Source organism: Arthrobacter sp. AOP36-F1-5 (assembly GCF_058137995.1).
On the sequence record NZ_CM176892.1, the window covers coordinates 3,270,010 to 3,288,201 of the forward strand.

22 protein-coding genes are annotated in these 18,192 nt (G+C 68.2%); 11 read left to right on the forward strand and 11 right to left on the reverse strand.

The window, feature by feature from the left end; genetic code table 11:
- Positions 1 to 99 precede the first annotated feature (99 nt).
- The 6 genes from AC3ZI9_RS15025 to AC3ZI9_RS15050 form a co-directional block, all read right to left on the reverse strand.
- Positions 100 to 1,506, reverse strand: a complete 1,407-nt coding sequence (locus AC3ZI9_RS15025; protein WP_444553885.1) for an MBL fold metallo-hydrolase — start codon at positions 1,504 to 1,506, stop codon at positions 100 to 102.
- 129 nt (positions 1,507 to 1,635) lie between these two features.
- Complete coding sequence (locus AC3ZI9_RS15030; protein WP_444561134.1) at positions 1,636 to 2,910, reverse strand: MFS transporter; 1,275 nt, start codon at positions 2,908 to 2,910, stop codon at positions 1,636 to 1,638.
- A 62-nt stretch (positions 2,911 to 2,972) separates the two neighbouring features.
- Positions 2,973 to 3,341: a thioredoxin gene (trxA, locus tag AC3ZI9_RS15035; protein WP_444553887.1), complete on the reverse strand. Its 369-nt coding sequence runs from the start codon at positions 3,339 to 3,341 to the stop codon at positions 2,973 to 2,975.
- A 40-nt stretch (positions 3,342 to 3,381) separates the two neighbouring features.
- Positions 3,382 to 4,272 (reverse strand): sulfite exporter TauE/SafE family protein, encoded by an 891-nt coding sequence (locus AC3ZI9_RS15040; protein ID WP_444553888.1) that lies wholly within the window; start codon positions 4,270 to 4,272, stop codon positions 3,382 to 3,384.
- 45 nt (positions 4,273 to 4,317) lie between these two features.
- A complete protein-coding gene (locus AC3ZI9_RS15045; protein WP_444553889.1) occupies positions 4,318 to 4,614 on the reverse strand; it encodes a rhodanese-like domain-containing protein in 297 nt (98 codons plus the stop codon).
- 29 nt (positions 4,615 to 4,643) lie between these two features.
- On the reverse strand, positions 4,644 to 5,237 hold the full coding sequence (locus AC3ZI9_RS15050) for a rhodanese-like domain-containing protein (RefSeq protein WP_444553890.1): 594 nt from the start codon (positions 5,235 to 5,237) through the stop codon (positions 4,644 to 4,646).
- Positions 5,238 to 5,355: 118 nt separating this feature from the next.
- Between AC3ZI9_RS15050 and AC3ZI9_RS15055 the strand changes: the two genes are divergently transcribed.
- The 6 genes from AC3ZI9_RS15055 to AC3ZI9_RS15080 all read left to right on the forward strand — a co-directional run bounded on the left by AC3ZI9_RS15055 (position 5,356) and on the right by AC3ZI9_RS15080 (position 9,105).
- The gene (locus AC3ZI9_RS15055; protein WP_444553891.1) at positions 5,356 to 5,613 is read left to right on the forward strand and encodes a metal-sensitive transcriptional regulator; all 258 of its coding nucleotides are present in this window, start codon (positions 5,356 to 5,358) and stop codon (positions 5,611 to 5,613) included.
- 112 nt (positions 5,614 to 5,725) lie between these two features.
- The gene (locus AC3ZI9_RS15060) at positions 5,726 to 5,923 is read left to right on the forward strand and encodes a DUF8730 family Cys-rich protein (RefSeq protein WP_444553892.1); all 198 of its coding nucleotides are present in this window, start codon (positions 5,726 to 5,728) and stop codon (positions 5,921 to 5,923) included.
- Positions 5,924 to 5,959: 36 nt separating this feature from the next.
- Entirely contained in the window at positions 5,960 to 6,148 is a 189-nt protein-coding gene (locus AC3ZI9_RS15065) for a hypothetical protein (RefSeq protein WP_444553893.1), read from the forward strand.
- A gap of 87 nt (positions 6,149 to 6,235) precedes the next feature.
- Positions 6,236 to 7,243 (forward strand): uridine-preferring nucleoside hydrolase UriH, encoded by a 1,008-nt coding sequence (gene uriH, locus AC3ZI9_RS15070; protein ID WP_444561133.1) that lies wholly within the window; start codon positions 6,236 to 6,238, stop codon positions 7,241 to 7,243.
- Positions 7,240 to 8,208, forward strand: coding sequence for a ribokinase (locus AC3ZI9_RS15075; RefSeq protein WP_444561132.1), 969 nt, complete (start codon positions 7,240 to 7,242; stop codon positions 8,206 to 8,208). Before uriH ends, AC3ZI9_RS15075 begins: the two co-directional genes overlap by 4 nt.
- A gap of 33 nt (positions 8,209 to 8,241) precedes the next feature.
- Entirely contained in the window at positions 8,242 to 9,105 is an 864-nt protein-coding gene (locus AC3ZI9_RS15080) for a fumarylacetoacetate hydrolase family protein (RefSeq protein ID WP_444561131.1), read from the forward strand.
- 19 nt (positions 9,106 to 9,124) lie between these two features.
- Here the strand turns inward: AC3ZI9_RS15080 and AC3ZI9_RS15085 are convergent, their stop codons facing one another.
- Together AC3ZI9_RS15085 and AC3ZI9_RS15090 are read right to left on the reverse strand one after the other, a co-directional pair.
- Positions 9,125 to 9,802 carry a FadR/GntR family transcriptional regulator gene (locus tag AC3ZI9_RS15085; protein WP_444561130.1) on the reverse strand — a complete coding sequence of 226 codons (678 nt, stop codon included), beginning with the start codon at positions 9,800 to 9,802 and terminating at the stop codon, positions 9,125 to 9,127.
- Positions 9,799 to 11,076: an MFS transporter gene (locus AC3ZI9_RS15090; RefSeq protein ID WP_444553898.1), complete on the reverse strand. Its 1,278-nt coding sequence runs from the start codon at positions 11,074 to 11,076 to the stop codon at positions 9,799 to 9,801. Before AC3ZI9_RS15090 ends, AC3ZI9_RS15085 begins: the two co-directional genes overlap by 4 nt.
- Positions 11,077 to 11,158: 82 nt before the next feature.
- Here AC3ZI9_RS15090 and rraA point away from each other — a divergent pair, with 82 nt between their 5' ends.
- From rraA to AC3ZI9_RS15110, 4 genes are all read left to right on the forward strand, one after another.
- Positions 11,159 to 11,623, forward strand: coding sequence for a ribonuclease E activity regulator RraA (gene rraA, locus AC3ZI9_RS15095; RefSeq protein ID WP_444553899.1), 465 nt, complete (start codon positions 11,159 to 11,161; stop codon positions 11,621 to 11,623).
- 51 nt (positions 11,624 to 11,674) lie between these two features.
- Positions 11,675 to 12,310, forward strand: coding sequence for a hypothetical protein (locus AC3ZI9_RS15100; protein WP_444561129.1), 636 nt, complete (start codon positions 11,675 to 11,677; stop codon positions 12,308 to 12,310).
- Positions 12,311 to 12,422: 112 nt separating this feature from the next.
- Positions 12,423 to 13,139 carry a YcnI family copper-binding membrane protein gene (locus tag AC3ZI9_RS15105; RefSeq protein ID WP_444561128.1) on the forward strand — a complete coding sequence of 239 codons (717 nt, stop codon included), beginning with the start codon at positions 12,423 to 12,425 and terminating at the stop codon, positions 13,137 to 13,139.
- Positions 13,140 to 13,202: 63 nt separating this feature from the next.
- Positions 13,203 to 13,778, forward strand: a complete 576-nt coding sequence (locus AC3ZI9_RS15110) for a copper resistance CopC family protein (RefSeq protein WP_444553902.1) — start codon at positions 13,203 to 13,205, stop codon at positions 13,776 to 13,778.
- A gap of 21 nt (positions 13,779 to 13,799) precedes the next feature.
- Here AC3ZI9_RS15110 and AC3ZI9_RS15115 read toward each other — a convergent pair whose 3' ends face one another.
- Positions 13,800 to 14,645, reverse strand: coding sequence for an HpcH/HpaI aldolase/citrate lyase family protein (locus AC3ZI9_RS15115; protein ID WP_444553903.1), 846 nt, complete (start codon positions 14,643 to 14,645; stop codon positions 13,800 to 13,802).
- Positions 14,646 to 14,794: 149 nt separating this feature from the next.
- Here AC3ZI9_RS15115 and AC3ZI9_RS15120 point away from each other — a divergent pair, with 149 nt between their 5' ends.
- Positions 14,795 to 15,892: a YihY/virulence factor BrkB family protein gene (locus AC3ZI9_RS15120; protein WP_444553904.1), complete on the forward strand. Its 1,098-nt coding sequence runs from the start codon at positions 14,795 to 14,797 to the stop codon at positions 15,890 to 15,892.
- Here AC3ZI9_RS15120 and AC3ZI9_RS15125 read toward each other — a convergent pair.
- Positions 15,889 to 17,136: an NAD(P)/FAD-dependent oxidoreductase gene (locus AC3ZI9_RS15125; protein WP_444561127.1), complete on the reverse strand. Its 1,248-nt coding sequence runs from the start codon at positions 17,134 to 17,136 to the stop codon at positions 15,889 to 15,891. The two genes, AC3ZI9_RS15120 and AC3ZI9_RS15125, sit on opposite strands and share 4 nt — an antisense overlap.
- Positions 17,133 to 18,176 (reverse strand): Gfo/Idh/MocA family protein, encoded by a 1,044-nt coding sequence (locus AC3ZI9_RS15130; RefSeq protein ID WP_444553906.1) that lies wholly within the window; start codon positions 18,174 to 18,176, stop codon positions 17,133 to 17,135. Before AC3ZI9_RS15130 ends, AC3ZI9_RS15125 begins: the two co-directional genes overlap by 4 nt.
- Positions 18,177 to 18,192 lie beyond the last annotated feature (16 nt).

Consider the following 18,192-nt stretch of genomic DNA (forward strand, 5'->3'; position numbering starts at 1 on the left):
CTAAACAACGGTTCAGCATAGTCAAGGGTCGGACGCTGCACGCACGCAAAGGAGGCGGCCCCGCAGTGGGGGGCCGCCTCCTTTCGTCAGGGAATGAGCCTAGGCATTCACTGCCTGGCATGCTCCCTTCCATGCCTCCCAGCCGGCATAGCTGCCGTCGAGCTCGATGACGTCGTGACCGGCACGGCGCAGGGCGCTGGCGGCGACCGAGTTACGCACCCCGCTCTGGCAGTAGGTCACGATGGTGCCCGAGGTCGGCAGCTCGTCCTGGTGCCACAGGACGCGCCCGCCACTGAGCTGTTCGGAGCCGGGGATGTGGCCCTCCGCGTGTTCGGTCTTATTGCGCACATCGAGCACGAGTGCCGCGTCGAAGCCCTCGAGTTCCTCTGGCTGGAGCAGCGCCGGGGTATGCATCGGCAGCCCCTCCAGGCCGGTGACGTAACCGGCGACCCGGTCGATCCCGACCCGCACCAGGTGGTCCCACATCTCCTGGGCTTGATCCTGGGTGTCCGCCAGCAGAACCAGTGGACGCTCATCGGTCTCCGGGTCCACCGCCCAGGCGCCATAGCTGGCAATCTTCTGACCAGCGGGGATGTTCAGCGAGTGGTCCACCGTGCCCTGGTGCACCTCGTGGTGTGATCGGGTATCGACGAAGCTCACCGTGTCCAGTTCGAGATCGCGGCGAACGTCGTCGGTGGAGAGCTCCTCCAGGGCGGGGCGTTCGCCCAGCATCGCCGGGCCATCTCGGTTTTCCCGCTTCATCCGACCGAAGTAGGCATGGGCATCGGGCTGGCCGTTGAGCAGCTCGTGAACGAAACCCTGCTCGTCATTAGCGGCAATGTACGGTCCCCACCAGGAGTAGAGGCGCTCATACCCGACGGTGGTCGCCGGGACCGCACCGAGGGCCTTGCCGCAGGCGCTGCCCGAACCATGGGCCGGCAGGACCTGGACGTAATCCGGTAGGGCCAGGAACTTCTCGCGCAGGCTCGTGAAGATGAGGCTGGCCCCTTCGAACCGGGTATCCACTCCTCCGGCTGCCTCGTCGAGCAGATCCGGCCGGCCGAGGTCCCCGACGAAGACGAAGTCCCCGGAGAGCATGAAGCCGGGCTGATCGGAGAAGGCCCCGTCGGTCACCAGGAACGAGAGGTGCTCCGGGGTATGCCCGGGGGTATGGGAGGCGGTGAGCTTGATGTTCCCGACGGTGATGTCATCGCCGTCGTAGAGCCGGTTGGCCTCGAAGTCATATTGCCAGTCGGGGCCACCTTCGCCGGAAACATACATTTCGGCCCCGGTGGCAGCGGCCAGTTCACGGGTACCTGAGAGGTAGTCGGCGTGGATGTGGGTTTCGGTCACCGCGACGATGCGCATGCCGTTTTCCGCCGCAAGGTCCAAATAGGTCTGGATGTCCCGGCGGGCGTCGACCACCACGGCCTCGCCGTTGCGCTGACAGCCGATGAAGTAACTTGCCTGCGCCAGATCTTGGTCGTAAATGCGCTCGAGTAGCATGCGATCTCCTTCGCGTGATTCGATACCCCGGGGGGTATTGGTTTCATGACGACAATAATACACCCGGGGGTATTTCTCAACCAATGGGTCCCCGGCGTCGAAACTGTTTTAGTAGTGCGTAGGGGTGTTTCAGGCGGGGATGGGGTGATGGGTTTCCTTCAGCCGGGCGGCGACGACGATCGCCGTGAGTACGCTCAGGATCGCTGCCATGACGACCGCGGCCTGCAAGCCCAGGGCGTCGGCCACCAGGCCTCCCGCGATTGCACCCACCGCGTAGCCCGCATCACGCCAGACCCGGTAGACCCCCACGGCCCTCCCCCTCCAGGCTGGATGGGCAACGTCCCCGACAACGGCCAGCAGCGTGGGGTAGACCATCGCGGTTCCGACCCCCAGCAGCGCGGCCGCTGCCGCCCAGATGCCGAACCCGTCTCCGGCGGCGATGACGGCGAGCGCAACTCCTTGGACGGCCATCCCCCAGACCACCAGCTGTTTGCGCCCGATCCGGTCGGACAGTGCTCCGGTGACTAGCTGCCCAAGGCCCCAGACGCCCGGGTAGATGGCGAAGAGGAGTCCGATCCGCCCGTCGCTGAGGTGAGCCGTGGCGAACAGTAGGGGGAAGACGCCCCAGGAGAGCCCGAAGTTCAGGTTGTTCACCAACCCCGCCCAGCTGGCCGAGGAGAGTGAGGGGTCCTTGAAGCTGGTCAGCTCGGCGATCCGCCGGTTGTCCAGCTGCGCGTCCGCCCGGGTGGGGCCCGCAGACCGTGCCGTCGCCTGTTGTTCTGCTTCCAACCGGGCGTGGCCCTTGGTTTCACGGACGAACAGGCCGGTGAGCACGAGCCCGAGGGCCGTATAGGCGATCCCGAGGAGGAACGGGGCGGGACGCAAACCGAATTGTTCGGCCAGATGCCCGGTCAGCAGGGAGGTGATGGCCACGGCACCGTATCCCGCCGCTTCGTTGAACCCCATCGCCAGGCCTCGCCGGTTCGGTCCGATCAGGTCGATCTTCATCACCACGGTGGTGGACCAGGTCAGGCCCTGGTTGACGCCCAACAGGATATTCGCGGCCACGACCCATCCCCAGCTGGGAGCCAGGATGAGCATCAAGGGGACCGGGACGGCGAAAAGCCAACCTATCATCAGTACTGGTTTGCGCCCGTGACGGTCCGAGAGCGTTCCGGCGAACCAGTTGCTGACGGCCTTGGCGATGCCGAAGGCCGCGACATAGGAAAAGATGAACGTGTACCCGGAGAGGCCGAACTCGGCGCCGGCGAGCAGGGGCAGCACCGTTTGCTGCTGGCCCACCATTCCACCGACGAGGGCGTTGACCGCCACGAGCAGCACGAACTGCGGGGCATTCGCCCGCAACCCCAACACGGGGATCCTCGCGCCGGACTTTTTCTTCATGCGGGACTTCCCTTCGGTCGGTGTCAGGCGGTTCGGCGAGAGCCGCTTCAGCGGCCCGGGTTTCAGGCTTGCTGACCCTGCTGCTCCAGTTGGGAGCGGACGGTATCCATATCGAGTTCCTTCACGGCTTCGATGACCTTTTCCAGCTCCTTCCCTGGCAGGGCACCCGGCTGACTGAATACGAGGATGCCATCACGGAAGGCCATCAGTGTCGGGATGGAGCTGATGCCCGCGGACGCCGACAGGGCTTGTTCGGCCTCCGTGTCGACCTTTCCAAAGAGTACGTCGGCATGGTTGTTCGAGGACTTCTCGTAGGTGGGGGCGAACGAACGACACGGTCCGCACCAGGCCGCCCAGAAGTCCACCAGGACGATGGGGTTCTCTTGCAGGGTTTTCTCGAAGTTCTTTTCGGTCAGGTCGATGGTGGACATGTTGACTCCTTTTCGTGGTGACGGTGGTTCCGTCGAATAGTTAGCGGGAGGTCGTGATGACGGGCTCTTCGTTGGAGGCGAGGAAGCGGGCCTTGCACGAGGGAATGAGGTACCTGCAGGCCACCGCGGCCACCGCCAGTACGACCCCGAGAATGCCGACCACCAGGTTGGCCGGGGCCGGTAGCTCCTGGACCAGGACGAACACGCCCATGGCCAGGACGAACACCCCAAATCCCTTGCGCAACGCGTTTTCGGGGATCCTGCCGGCCAGCCGCGAACCGACCAGTGAACCCAGGATCGCTGCGGCAGTCACCCCCGACACCAGGGCCCAGTCCAGGGAGATGGTGGTCAGGTACCCGCCCAGTCCGGCGAAGGACTTCAGGGCGATGACCACCAATGAGGTGCCGACGGCCACGGGCATGGACAGCCCGCCCATCAGCGCCAGCGCGGGAACAACAAGGAATCCGCCGCCGGCACCGACGAGCCCGGTGAACAGGCCGACGACCAGGCCTTCGAGGATGACCTTGCCCAGCGGAAGATCGCCGTCGTGCACCTGCGCACCTCCGCCCTTGCGGCCACGGATCATGGCCATCGACGTGGCAACCATCATCAGCGCGAAGGCGATCATGAGCACCGTTCCGGGGATATGTCCGCCCAGCAGTCCGCCGCCGAAGGCCCCCGCCATGCCGGCGGCCCCGAAAACCAGGCCGGTGCGCCACTTCACCCGGCCGTTGCGGGCATGACTCACGGCACTGACCGCCGAGGTGGCCCCCACCACGAACAACGAGGCGGCGATGGCCTCCTTGGGATTCATTCCTGCGACATAGGTCAGGATCGGAACGGTGAGGATGGAGCCACCCCCGCCGAGCAGGCCGAGGGAGAGTCCGATCAGCACCGAAAGGACGAGTGTCAACAGGAGGGTCAGCGTCATGGCAGGGTCCTTATCGGAAGTCGGAGGAAGGCGGGGGCCCTCGGGCTAGGCGGTGGGCAGGCCGGCGCCCTGCCAGGCGGACATGCCGCCGGCCATGGTGTCCGCCGTGTAGCCGGCGGCGTTGAGCGCATCGGCCACCTGGGCACTGCGGTTTCCGCTGCGGCAGACCACGATCACGGGGCGGTTGGCATCAAGCTCCTCCACGCGTTCGTTCAGTTGTCCCATCGGGATGTGCACGGCGCCGGGGATCATTCCTTCGGCGGTTTCGAAGTCCTCGCGGACATCGAGGACCTGTTCGGTCCTGCGGCGTTGGTCGGTTTCGGTGATCGTGGTTTCAGGCATGGTGGCTCCGTTGGGGTCAGGGGTGGAAATCAGTGGTTCGAACGCGGGATCTGGCCGATCACCGCACGAGGCGCCGGGCAGGTCGCCCCCTGGTTCCATGGCATCTTGGACAGCGCCTGGCCCATGGCGCAGGTGTTGGTGGCCGCCGAGACGGTCAGCCCGGTGCCGATCGCTCCGGAAAGCAGCCGGAGCCTGGGTGAGAGGAACTTCCCGGCCAGCAGGCCGGCGACGACCAGGGATCCAGCCACCAGGCGTACCTGACGCTCGAGATCCCAGCGCTGGACGCCACGGACGACGTCGCCCCCGGCGGCGGCAAAAGCGGGCACCCCGCCATCGAGCACCTGGGCATGGTCGACCCCGACGCCGTCGAGGCGGGTGCGCGCCTGGTCGGCACGGACCCCCGACTGGCAGACCAGCACCACGCGGCCGTCGAGTCGTTCGGCCAGTTCGGCGGTGTGCTCGGAAAGCAACGGAAGCGGCACGTTATAGGAGCCACGAATGTGCATGGTCTCGAATTCGGCGGCGGAGCGGACGTCGATGATCTTCACGTCCTGCTGCTCGTCGATCCAGTTGCGGACCGTCTGCGCATCGAGATCGGTGACGGCGGGTGTTGCAAGGGACACGTCTGCTTCTTCCTGTCGGATCAGTGGTTCCCCAGCAGTCTGGCATATACCCCCCAGGGTATGCAAAAACACCCAGGGGGGTATGATGGGACAACGCCAATCATCACAAGGAGCAGACATGCAACTCGACACCGCCGAACTCACTCCGGTCATCAATCGACTCAAGCGCGCCCAGGGCCAGCTCTCGGCCGTCACCCGGATGATCGAGGAGGGACGGGAGTGCAAGGATGTCGTCACCCAGCTCTCGGCGGTCTCCAAGGCACTGGACCGGGCCGGCTTTGCGATCATTGCCACCGGACTGGAGCAGTGCCTGGCCAGCGAGGACAACTCGATGGACAAGAAGGAACTGGAGCGCCTCTTCCTCTCGCTGGCCTAACTCGTTGGACGGCGCCCCATGCCCTGACTTTGATACCCCCGGGGGTATGTGTCACAGTAGGTTGCAGCAGGACGAATCCTGCTCGTGATGTCACCGAAACCAGGAGAAACCCATGTGCCGAGCCGTAAAATGCCGCAAATGCCAGAAGACGACGTGGGCCGGATGCGGTCAGCACGTCCAGCAGGTCATGGCGAACGTCCCCCGGGCGGACCGGTGTTCCTGCGATCCGAACGCCCCCAAGGATTCCTCGGCATCCGGCGGCTGGCTCTCGCGCCTGTTCAAGCGCACACCGACCAACACCGGGGGTTAAACTGGTCTCCTGACGCCCCTGAGAGGAGCCGCCACCATGGAGCACGACGCACGCCCCACCGTTCCCCCGGCCGATAGCACCCCGCTGCTCGGCGGAAACCCGAGCGCACCCGGCCTGCGGGAATCCCATGACCCGCAAGCCGGCCCCAGGAACCCGTGGCCGGCGCTCATCGGCATGATCACGACCCTGTCGGTTCTGGTGATCGCGCTGGTCATGCTGCTCTAGAACCGCCCTCCAACACCGCGGGTTAGGCTGGTGGACCGACGCCGGACACTGCCCGGCACCCCACCCCCTGATGACGTGGAGAAGAACATGGGCGCACACGCCGCCACCGCTGGACCCCGAAAGATCATCCTGGACTGCGACCCCGGACATGACGACGCAGTGGCGATCCTGCTGGCCCACGGAAACCCCCAGATCGAACTACTGGCCGTGACCACCGTCGTCGGTAACCAGACCTTGGCCAAGGTCACCGAAAACGCCCTCGCGGTGGGCACCATCGCGGGGATTACCGGGGTCCCCTTCGCCGCAGGTTGCGACCGCCCGTTGGTCCGACAGCTCAAGACCGCCGGCGATATCCACGGCGAGACCGGCATGGACGGACCCGCCCAGCCGGAGCCCACCATCACGGTGGATCGGCGTCACGCAGTGGATCTGATCATCGAGACGGTCATGGCCCACGAACCCGGCACGGTAACCTTGGTTCCCACCGGAGGATTGACCAACATCGCCATGGCCGCCCGCAAGGAACCGCGCATCGTTGAACGGGTGCGCGAAGTGGTGCTGATGGGCGGTGGCTACCACGTGGGCAACTGGAGTGCCGTCTCCGAATTCAACATCATCATCGACCCCGAGGCGGCCCATATCGTCTTCAACGAGGACTGGCCAGTGGTCATGGTGGGACTGGACCTGACCCATCAGGCATTGGCCACCGATGAGGTCATAGCCCGGATCGAAGCCATCGGCACCAGCCCGGCGACGTTCGTGCGCGAACTGATGGATTTCTTCGCCAGGACCTACCAGGACCATCAGGGCTTCGATGCCCCACCCGTGCACGACCCTTGCGCCGTCGCCTACGTCATCGACCCGACCATCGTCTCCACCGTGAAGGTCCCCCTCGACATCGAACTGCGCGGAACCCTGACCCTGGGCATGACGGTCGCCGACTTCCGGGCCCCGGCACCCCCTGGGTGCAACACCTCGGTCGCGGTGGATCTGGACCACGGACGGTTCTGGGATCTGGTCACCGACGCCCTCGAACGCATCGGTGACGTCGACCTGTCAGCCACCCCCTCGACTCCAGCGGAGGCCACGGCATGAACACCCCCGGCGGTGCCCCGATCCGCGGAGGCCGAGTGGTGGTCGTCGGTTCCCTGAACGCCGATCTGACCATCTACACCGAACGCCTCCCCTCCCCGGGCGAAACCCTGCACGGGGAAGGTTTCACGGTGAATCCCGGGGGCAAGAGCGCCAACCAGGCGGTCGCCGCTGGCCGGCTCGGCGCCGACGTGACTCTGCTCGGTGCCGTCGGCGATGACCCGCACGGCACCATGCTGCTCGAATCCTGTTCCGCGGCAGGCGTGGATACCCAGGCGGTACGGCGCGTGGAATCGGTGGAAACCGGCGTCGCCGTGGTGACCGTGGATGCCGCGGGCGAGAACAGCATCGTCATCTCCGCCGGAGCCAATGGAACCGTCTCGGCGGCGACGATCGCCGACGCGTCGGGGCTCTTCAGGGCTGCGGCGGTGGTGTGCCTGTGCCTGGAAGTCGCCCCTCAGGCCGTGCTGGCCGCGGCCCGGGCCGGGCACGACGCCGGGGCCACCGTGGTCCTGAATCTCTCCCCCTATGCCCCGATCACCCGGGAGTTGGCGGAGCTGACATCCGTGTTGCTGGTCAACGCCCACGAGGCCTCCCAGTTCCTGGACGGCACGGGCATCCCCGCTGCCGATGACGCCGATGACGCCTGGCACCCGGTGCTCGCCCGTTTCCTCGACCGCGGGCTGGACCGCGTGGTCGTCACCCTCGGTGCCCACGGATCGGTGGTGCTCGACCACCATCCGGACGCCGCGGCCCCGATCACCAGGATCGCCCCCACCCGGGTCCACGCGGTGGACACCACCGGGACCGGAGATGCCTTCACCGGCGCGGTGGCGACCCGACTGGCGGCCGGGGACACCCTGGCCGACGCCTCGGCCTTCGCCTCAGTGGCCGCCGCCCTGGCTGCCACGAAGAAGGGCACGCAGGCGGCCTACCCCGACGAAGCAGCGGTCGCCGCGGCACGCTAGGCCCCGCGGGCCCCGCCGTGATGGGATGGTGGCATGAAACTTGCCACCCTCCGCAGGCCCGGAACCGGGGCCACCTTCGCCGCGGTCATCCACGGCGAGAAGGCCCACGAGCTGACGGGCTTTCCCGACGTCGGGGCCTTTTTGACCGCCGACGAGCAGAGCCGCGCCGAAGCCGTCGCGGCGGCCGATCCCGCCGCCTCCCTGCGGACCACGCCCCCGGGGATTCCGGTGACCGAGGCCGACTTCGCGACCTTGGTGGGAGCCCCGGAGAAGGTCTTCTGCATCGGGCTGAACTACCGCAACCACATCCTGGAGACCGGGCAGGAACTGCCCGAGCACCCCACGGTGTTCACGAAGTTCGCCCGCTCGCTCACCGGCCCGATGGACCCGATCGACGTGCCGCCGGAGGACCACCGACTCGACTGGGAGGGCGAGTTGGCCCTCGTCATCGGCGCCCCGGGCCGCCGGATCCCCGAAGCCGATGCCGCCAAGCACATTGCCGGCTACGCGGTCGCCAACGACATTTCGATGCGCGGTTGGCAGGGCCGGACCACCGAATGGCTGGCCGGCAAATGCTGGGAGGCCTCCACCCCCGTGGGCCCCTATCTGGTCAGCGCCGACGAGTTTCCGGACCGGGCCCGCATCCGCACCCGCGTCAACGGCGAAACCATGCAGGAGGACTCGACCGCGGATCTGGTCTTCGGCCCCGCCCGCCTGGTCGCCTACCTCTCCACCCTGGTGACGTTGGTCCCCGGGGACCTGATCCTCACCGGGACCCCGGCAGGGGTGGCCCTGGGGCGTCGCAACGAACAGGGCCGCCACCCCTGGCTCAAGGCCGGGGATGTGCTCGAAACAGGCATCGACGGGCTCGGCACCCAACGCAACCGGGTCCGCTAGGAGGTCGCTGGGTCCTGGCTCAGCCGGCCTCGGTGAAGGAGAGGCAATACAGCAGGTTCGCCACCGTGCTGCGATCCGCGGCATCCGGGTCCGCGGCGGCGATCGCCTCGACCAGTTCCTCATGACCTTCGGCCCGGCACCCGTCGAAACCGCGGTGGAGGCGTTGGGCCAGCTTGGACCCGTGGAAGACGTCGCCGAAACTGGCATACAGTTCGACCAGCAGGGCATTGCCGGAGGCACGCGCCACCGCCAGATGGAACGTCCAGTCGGCGTCGATCCACCCCTCGATGTCCTCGGCCTCCCAGGCCCGACGACGTTCGGTCAGGATCACCCGCAGCTGCTCCACCTCGGCGTCCCCGGCGACGGCCGCGGCCAAGCGGGCGGCCTGGGCATCCAGGGCGAATCTGACCTGCATGACTTCCTGGTCGGAATGACGCTGGTAGACCTGCCCGATGGCGCCTTCGATCTCGCTGCGGGTGCGCACATAGGTCCCGTCCCCGCGCCGGACCTCCAGCATGCCCGCATGCGCCAGTGCCTTGATGGCCTCGCGCAGCGTGCCCCGGGAGACGGCGAAGCGTTCGATCAGCGCCGGCTCCGCAGGGATTCGCGCCCCGACCGGCCACTCACCAGAACTGATGGCCCGGCGCAGGGCATCGGTGACTTGTTGGACCAAGGGCGTCCGCGACGGAATGCTCATGCCGCCACCTCGCGCCGGGGCGACCTGCCGGCCCGGCGCCCCGGACCGCTCGGGCCATCGGAGGTCAACGCGAGCGCCAGCAGCAACTGGACCACGGCGACGGCGAACAACACCCACAACGGTCCGGTCCAGCCGCCCGTCCGGGTATGCAGCAGCGCGAGGCCGAAGGGTCCCGCGCTGGCCACCAGGTAGCCCACCGACTGGGCGACCGTGGAGATCGCCGTGGTTTCCGCGGCATTGCGGCCACTGCGGCTGATGACCACCAGCAGCAAGGGGAAGATCGTCAGTCCAAGGCCCAGCAGGACCACGGAGAGGACGGAGAAGTCGACCGGCAGCAGGATCAGGCAGCACAGACCCAGCAGGATCCCGACACAACAGACCATGAAGGCCGGGCGCAGCAGGTGCGGGCGGGTGGCCATGGCCAACAGCACCACCGTTGCGGGAATCGTGACCAGCTGCATGAGCCCCAACATGATTCCCGCGTTCGCGGGGGCCATGCCCCGGGAGATCAGGATGACCGGCAACCAGCTGATCAGCGAATAGACCAACAGCGCCTGGACCGTGAAGAACCCGGTGATCAGCAGGCCCTTGCGGGTCCGCAGGACGGCCAGCAGCGATCCCCCGGATTCGGCCGGGGCCACCGGGTCGGCGGCATCCTGCCGGGGCCGCGGTCGACCGGCGATCGCCAACGGGAGGAAGACCAGGACCGAGACAGCGGCCAGGATCGACCAGGCCGCCAAACCCAGGCTCGGGGATCCCAGCTGCCGGGCCAGCGGGACGCCGAGCGCCGAGGCGGCCGTGGCCCCGAGGGACATCGTGATCGTGTACGTCCCGGTCAGGGCCGAAGTCCGGTGGGCATAGTGCTCCCGGATGAAGGAGGGCATCGCCACGTTGCACAACGCGATCCCGCACATTCCGGCCACGGTGCCCACCAGCAGCATGCCCACCGAGGGGATCGCACGGATCGCCAGCCCGGCGGCCAGGATGATCAGGGCCAGCAGGATGGTCCGTTCCACACCGATCCTGCGGACCAACCAGGCCGTCGCCGCACCGGCGAAGGCGAAGGTGACCGTGGGGATGGAGGGGAGGATGGCGGCCACCAGCGGCCCGTACCCGAGCACGGCCTGCAGATCGTGGAACAAGGCGGCGGCACTGGTGATGCCGGCCCGCAGGTTCAGCCCCACCAGCACCACGGCGAGCACCCCGAGCACCGTGATCCACCGCCCCCGGGGCAGGACGACGGCCGGTGGATCGGTGGTTCTCGAGGAAGGCATGGGAAAACATTAGACGTCTGATGTTTACTGGACCAACTGTTGTGATCCACATCCTGTCCGTGGTTCGTTTTATGCTGGGTTCATGACTTTCACCACCTGCGACCTGTTCGACGACGACGAATCGCTCCAGACCCTGTCCCTTCAGCTGCAGAACCTGGGCGGTCGGACCCGCTTCAGCGGCCCGGTCCGGACCATCCGCTGCGACCGCGACAACGCCCTGCTCAAACAGACCCTGAACAGCCCCGGCGAGGGCGCCGTGCTCGTCGTCGACGGCGGCGGCTCGCTGGAAACCGCGCTCATGGGGGACATGATCGGTGAAGCCGCCGTGGCCAACGGCTGGTCGGGTGTGGTCATCCACGGCTGCATCCGTGACCGCGTCGCCCTAGCCGAACTGGACCTGGGCGTGAAGGCGATGGGCTCGAATCCGCGCAAATCCTCCAAACACGGCACCGGGGAGGCCGACGTCGTCCTCTCCTTCGGCGGGGTCGACTTCCGGCCGGGGGCCATGCTGCATTCGGACGAGGACGGGATCGTCGTCGAGGCCTGAGCCGCCCGGCGATAGTTCGTTGCGGCCACCGGCATGACGGGAGCAGACCCGATGAGCACCAGGGCACCACTGCGCCTGTGGCGTTCGATCGCGGTCACCTCCACGGTGATGGCCCTCGCTGCCGGGGCGCACGTACTCGGCGGCGGACCGCTGCCGGGACTGCCGGTCCTGGTGCTGCTCGCGGCACTGGTCAACCTGCCCGTGGTGCTGCTGGCGGGTCGACGCCTGTCCCTGCCCACGCTCACCGCCGTCCTGGGGCTCGGCCAATGGTCCCTGCATCATGCCTTCGCCTGGTTCGCCACACCACCGGACTGCACCGGCGGGGCACCGGAGGTCCCCTTCGGCCACCACGGCTCCGTGGTGGCCGGGATCTGCGGCAGCGCGTCCCCGCTGGCCCACGGGGCGGCAGCCCACTGGGGGTCCATGGGTCTGCCGATGATCACGGCCCATCTACTGGCCATCTTCCTCTCCGCGGTGGCGTTGGCCCGCGGCGAGGCGGCCTTGTGGATGCTCATGGCCTGGCTCTCCCCGCTGGCCTCGCTGCCCCGCCCGGCCCCCTTGGCACCGAAGGGCCCCGTCCAGCAGGCCATGTTCGCCCTGCCGCTCCTCCGGCCCCGGTCCAACGCCCGCGCCGAACGTCTGCGCGGACCACCCCGGGCACTCCTCCCGCGTTCGCTGCGCCCCTGACCCGACGGGGCGGCGGATTCGGGGCATCCCCTCCCACCCCGGGAACCGGAGTGGGAGCACCGTGAACCGCCCGAAGGCCGTGCCCCGCACGGCCCATTGCAAAGGAAACCCCATGACTTCTCCCCACGCCGCTCCGACCCGCCACCGGGTCCTGACCTCCACGGCGGCCCTCGCCGCCACCGGCGCCCTGATGGCCCTGGGTGCCGGGGCCGCCTCCGCCCACGTGACCGTCAGTCCGAACCAGACCGCCGAGGGCTCCTACGCCCAGGCGACTTTCAGCGTCCCCAATGAATCGGAGTCGGCCACCACCGACAAGCTGACCGTCTCACTGCCGACCGATACCCCGTTCATGTCGGTGAGGGTCAAGCCGGTCGACGGTTGGAAGGCCACCGTCAAACGCACCAAACTGGACGAGCCCGTGGAATCCCACGGTTCCACGGTGACCGAGGCGGCGAGCTCGATCACCTGGACGGCAGACCGGGCCCACCGGATCGGCCAGGATGAGTTCCAGACGTTCACCGTCTCTCTGGGCACCCTGCCGGAAGCCGGCACCGATGTGGTCCTGCCCGCCTCCCAGCATTACACCGACGGGTCCGTGGTGAAGTGGGACGAATCCGCGAAGGACGGTGCCGAACCCGAGCATCCGGCCCCCACCTTCACCACCACCGCGGCCGCCTCGGCGGCCCCGTCCGGCACGGCCGGGGCCGCGGACGCCCCGGCGGCCGGCTCGGAGGGAACGGCGACGGCCGCCTTGTGGATCGGGGTCGCAGGAATCCTGCTGGGCGCCGTCGCCCTGGTGCGGACCGTCGGTTCGCGCAGGAACCAATAGCACTACCCGGTGGCCCGTCGTTCCGGCGGGCCACCGGGCCCCGACTCTTTGAAAGCGAATCCCATGAACCAGCATCGGTCCACCCTCTCGTTGCGGAAGGCCGGCACCCGTGCGGCGGGCCTGCTCGCCGTTCTGCTCCTGGCCCTTCTGGGGCCCATCGGCGCCGCGAGCGCCCACGACCAGTTGATCTCCAACGACCCCGGCTCCGGCTCCACCGTGGAGGCCATGCCGCAGAAGATCGTCCTGACCTACAACAACACCCCCATCGCCATCGGCTCGGAGATCCGGGTCGAGGACGACGCAGGCACCAACTGGGCCGCCGGCCCCGCGAAGGTCACCGACCGCGATGTCGAACAGGCCATCCAGGACGGGACCCCGGCCGGCGAGTACACCGTGAAGTGGCGGGTGGTCTCCTCCGATGGCCATCCGATCCAGGGGACGTTCACGTTCACCACCACCAGCGGGGCGCCGGAAGGTGCCGCCACGCCATCGGCAGCCGCGGACGAGGACACCGGCGAATCCACCCGGGAGGCCGATGGGCAGGGTCTGGCCCCGTGGATCATCCCGACCGGGCTTGCGGTACTGATCGTCATCGGTGCCGGGACGGCCATCCTCTGGCGTCGACGCCCCGGCAACTAGGCCGGGCCGCCACAGACGGGATCAGGCGTTCCAGAGTCCGTAGGAGTCGGCCAGATCCGCGATCTTCTGGGCGCGGGCCAGACGCGGCAGGTAGGAGCCGTCGCCGACCGAGGCGCCGGCGGCGTGGGCCTCGAGCAGCTCGTGGGCCCAGGAAAGCTCGTCGGTGCTCGGGGAGAGGTCCTCGTTGATGTCATCGACCTGTGAGGCCGAGAGGCTCAGCTTGCCGGTCATCCCCATCGTGGCGGTGGTCCGGCAGCTGGCGTGTACGGCCTCGGAGCCGGCCCCGGCGGCCGCCGGACCGTCGATGGCCCCGGGCAGCTGGCCGACGCGGGAGGCCACCACCAGCTTGCCGCGGGCATAGGCCAGGGCCAGCGGGTCGTCGGAGACGCCGGTGTCCTTGCGGAAGTCGTTGACGCCGAAGGCCAGCCGGAACGTGCCGGGGGCCGAGGCGATCGGGGTGGCGTTTTCGATGCCGACCGCCGATTCGATCAGGGCCAGGACCGGGGTGCCGGCCTGCAGGCGCATCGCCGTCAGGGTCACCTGTTCGGGCTTTTCGGTCATCGCCAACATGACCCCGCGCAGCCCCTTGGCCTTGGACAACGCCGCCAGGTCCTCGGCCCAGAACTCGGTTTCGATCCCGTTGACCCGCACCCAGGCGGTCATCCCGGTGCTCAGCGCCTCGACCACGGCATCGCGGGCCTCGGCCTTCTGGTCATCGGGCACGGAGGCTTCCATGTCGAAGATGACGGAGTCCGCTTCGGAGGACAACGCCGGGGCAAACGATTCGGGGTTCGCGGCATTGACCAGCAACCACGAGCGGGAAAGTTTGGCAGGCAGGGACGCGGCGCGGCGGTTACGAAGGGACATACCTACACACTACCGAGTTGGCGCCCCCGCCTTCCACCGGACGGGGCGGGCATCACACCCGGCCCGGGAGGTTGTGCCTCCCGGTGCCTCATGCTTGACTTTCAGTGCCCACGAAAACCCACGTCAACCACTAGTCAGCGGAGGCTTCCATGCCAGGTCATCGCCACGCCACCCCGGAGAACGGCACTGCTGCCGATACCTCCGCGAAGGGCCGCAACGCCCCCTCGCCCGACGACGATCGCAAGCCCTCGGCCCCGACCGACCTACGCGGCCCCTCCTGGAAATACGTGTTGAAAAGGTCCATGCACGAGTTCACCCGGAACAAGTGCACCGATATGGCGGCGGGCCTGACCTACCACGCGGTGCTTTCGGTCTTCCCGGCCCTGCTGGCGATGGTCTCCCTGCTGGGCGTCGTCGGCCAGGCCGAATCCACCACCAAGGCGCTGATCGGTTTCCTCGAACAGTTCGCCAGCGAGGGGGTCGTCGATACGTTGCGTCAGCCCATCGAACAGCTGGCCAACACCCCGTCGGCCGGGTTGGCCCTCATCGTCGGCATCCTCGGCGCCCTGTGGTCGGCCTCGGGCTACACCGGGGCCTTCGGACGGTCGATGAACAAGATCTACGACGTGGCCGAGGGCCGCTCCTTCTTCAAACTCAAGCCGGTGCTGCTGCTGGTGACCCTGGTGATGCTGTTGGTCGCCGTCGTCGTGGTGGTCCTGCTGATCGTCTCGGGCCCCATCGCCAAGACCCTCGGCGACCTGATCGGTTTCGGCGACACCGCCGTCATGGTCTGGGGCATCGCCAAATGGCCGCTGGCCGTGCTGCTGGTCATCCTCGTGATCGCCATCCTCTACTACGGCACCCCGAACGTGAAGCAGCCCAAGTTCCGGTGGCTCAGCATCGGTTCGGTCATCGCGTTGGTGGTCCTGGCGGTGGCCACCGTCGGATTCTTCTTCTACGTCTCCAACTTCGGCAGCTACAACGCGACCTACGGGGCCATTGGCGGGGTCATCGTCCTGCTGCTGTGGATCTGGATCGCGAACCTGTCGTTGCTGCTGGGAGCCGTCTTCGACGCGGAGATGGAAAGGGCCCGCCAGCTCCAAGGTGGCATCAAGGCCGAACGGTCGGTGCAGTTGCCCCCACGCGACACCAAGGCCAGCGATAAGCAGGCCCTGGTCGAGGAACGTGACGTCCAGGCCGGCAGCTCTTTGCGGCACCAGTCGGTGCGCGAGCCCGAAGACAGCTAGCGGGCGAGCTTCTTGAGGTTGACGGCGGGGTCGGCCAATTGGGCGGGGTCCACGCGGATCCGCCGGTCGATGATCCGGCGGGCCGCCTTCACCGCCAGCCCGCCGTCGACCGCGGCACAGCCGAGCAGATAACCCTCGCCGTCAACCCGGAAGGCCATGACGGGCACGCCGTCGGCCTCGCGGATCACGGTGGTCCCCGGGGCGGTCATCGACCCCACGCCCTCGACGTGGACCCCGTGGCGGTCGGACCAGAACCAGTCGGCCCGTGGGGCCGGGGCGTCGCCCCCGATGATGGCCGAGGCGGCCTGGTGTCCGGAGTTCATGGCGTTCTCCCAGTGCTCCGCCCGGCGTTTGAGCACGCCGCCGGTGGTGCGGGTCCGGGCGCAGTCCCCCACAGCGTAGACGCGTCGGTGGCTGGTGCGTTGCCTCTCATCCACGATGATCCCGCCGTCGACCTCCAGCCCGGCCGACTCGGCGAGCGCCGTGTTGGGGGTGATCCCGACCCCCACCAGGACGGCGTCGGCGGTGATCTGCTCCCCGCTGGCCAGCGCGATCCGGTGGTGTTCCCCGTCGCGGGTGATGGTTTCGGGGATGCCGGTCACCACGGTGATCCCCTTCTCGGTGTGCATGGCGTGCAGACGCCGGGCCAGTTCCGGGCCGACGGCCGGGACCAGGGGCGGATCCATGGGGTCGATGAGGACGACGACGGCCCCGAGTTCACGGGCGGCGGACGCGGTTTCTGCCCCGATGAGTCCCGCCCCGATGATCGCCAACCGGGTGCCGGGCCGCAGCACCGTGCGCAGCCGGTCCGCGTCGGCCCGGTGGCGCAGCTCCAGCACGGTATCCAGGTCGCCGCCGGGGATCGAGAGCTTGCGGGCTGTCCCCCCGGTGGCCAGCACCAGCACGTCCGCGGCCAGGGCCGTACCGTCGGCCAGGACGGCTTCGCCGGCCCCCGGGCGCACGGTGGCCACGGTGCCGGTGAGGATCTCGACCTCGTGCTCCCGGCACCACGCGGCGTCGGCGAGCAGCAGGCCGGCCTGATCGGTGTGCCCGAGCAGATAGGCCTTGCTCAAGGGGGGCCTGTCGTAGGGCAGCCCCTCGGGATCCACGATCCGCACCCCGCCGGTATGGCCCAGGCTGCGCAATTGGCGGGCCACGGAAAATCCTGCCAGCCCGGCACCGATGATCAGGACCGAGGCTTCCGGCCCCGGTGCCGCCTGGTCGTGGCTGGCTACGGGGTTCATGCCCGGTTCCTCTCGTGGATGTCTTCGATGATCTGCAAGGTGGCCACGGCATCCGCCGGGTCCACCGGAAGCGGGCCGTGGCCGTGGACCCCGGCGGCGAAGCTGCGATAGAACTTCGGATAGGCGCCCACGTCGGAGGGCACCGTCTCCATGGCCCCCGGCACGCCGAGGCGGCCCCACTCGTTATCGGGCACCCGCCCATATCCGGCGTCGTCGGGTTCCATTCCGGCGTCGAGCGCCGCCTCCTGCCCGTCGGTTCCCCACGTTTCGAAGCCGGCCTCGGTCCCCAGGACCCGGAAGCGGGGTGCCGGGACCGCGAAGTGCAGCCCGACCGATAGATGCGAGTCCACCCCGCTGTGGTGCCGGATGACGATGGAGGCATCCTCATCGGCATCGGAACCGCCGGTGCTGAGGCGCCGGGTCAGCCCGTACACCGAGTCCGCCGGCCCGAACAGGACCAGTGCCTGGTCGATGACGTGGGTGCCCAGATCGAACAGGACTCCCCCGCCGCCGGCGATCCCCGCGCTGTCCTTCCAATCGCGCAACCCCGCGGGTTTCCACCGTTCGAACCGTGATTCGAAGGTGTGCACCTCGCCGAGCGCCCCGTCCCGGACCAGACGCGAGAGAGTCAGGAAGTCGGCGTCCCACCGACGGTTCTGGAACACCGAGAGTTTCACGGCGGCGGCCCGGGCCGCCTCGATGACTTCACGCCCCTCGGCAGCGGAAGTGGCGAAGGGCTTGTCGAGAACCACATGCAGGCCGTGGCCGATCGCTCTCAGGGCCAGGGCGGCATGGGTCGCTGGCGGGGTCCCGATGACCACCACATCGAAGTCGGCGGCCCGGGCGAAGAGGCTCTCGGCGTCCGGCATGATCAGCGTGTCGGGATGGGCCGCGGCGGCAGCAGCCGCGCGTTCGGGGTTGCCGGTGATGATCGCGTCGAGGGAATAGTCGGGGTCCGCGGCAATCAGGGGGGTGTGGAAGACCCGGCCGGACAGCCCGTATCCCAGTACGGCAGTACGCAATTTCGGGCGCGGGATCACGTTGGCTCCTTCGGGA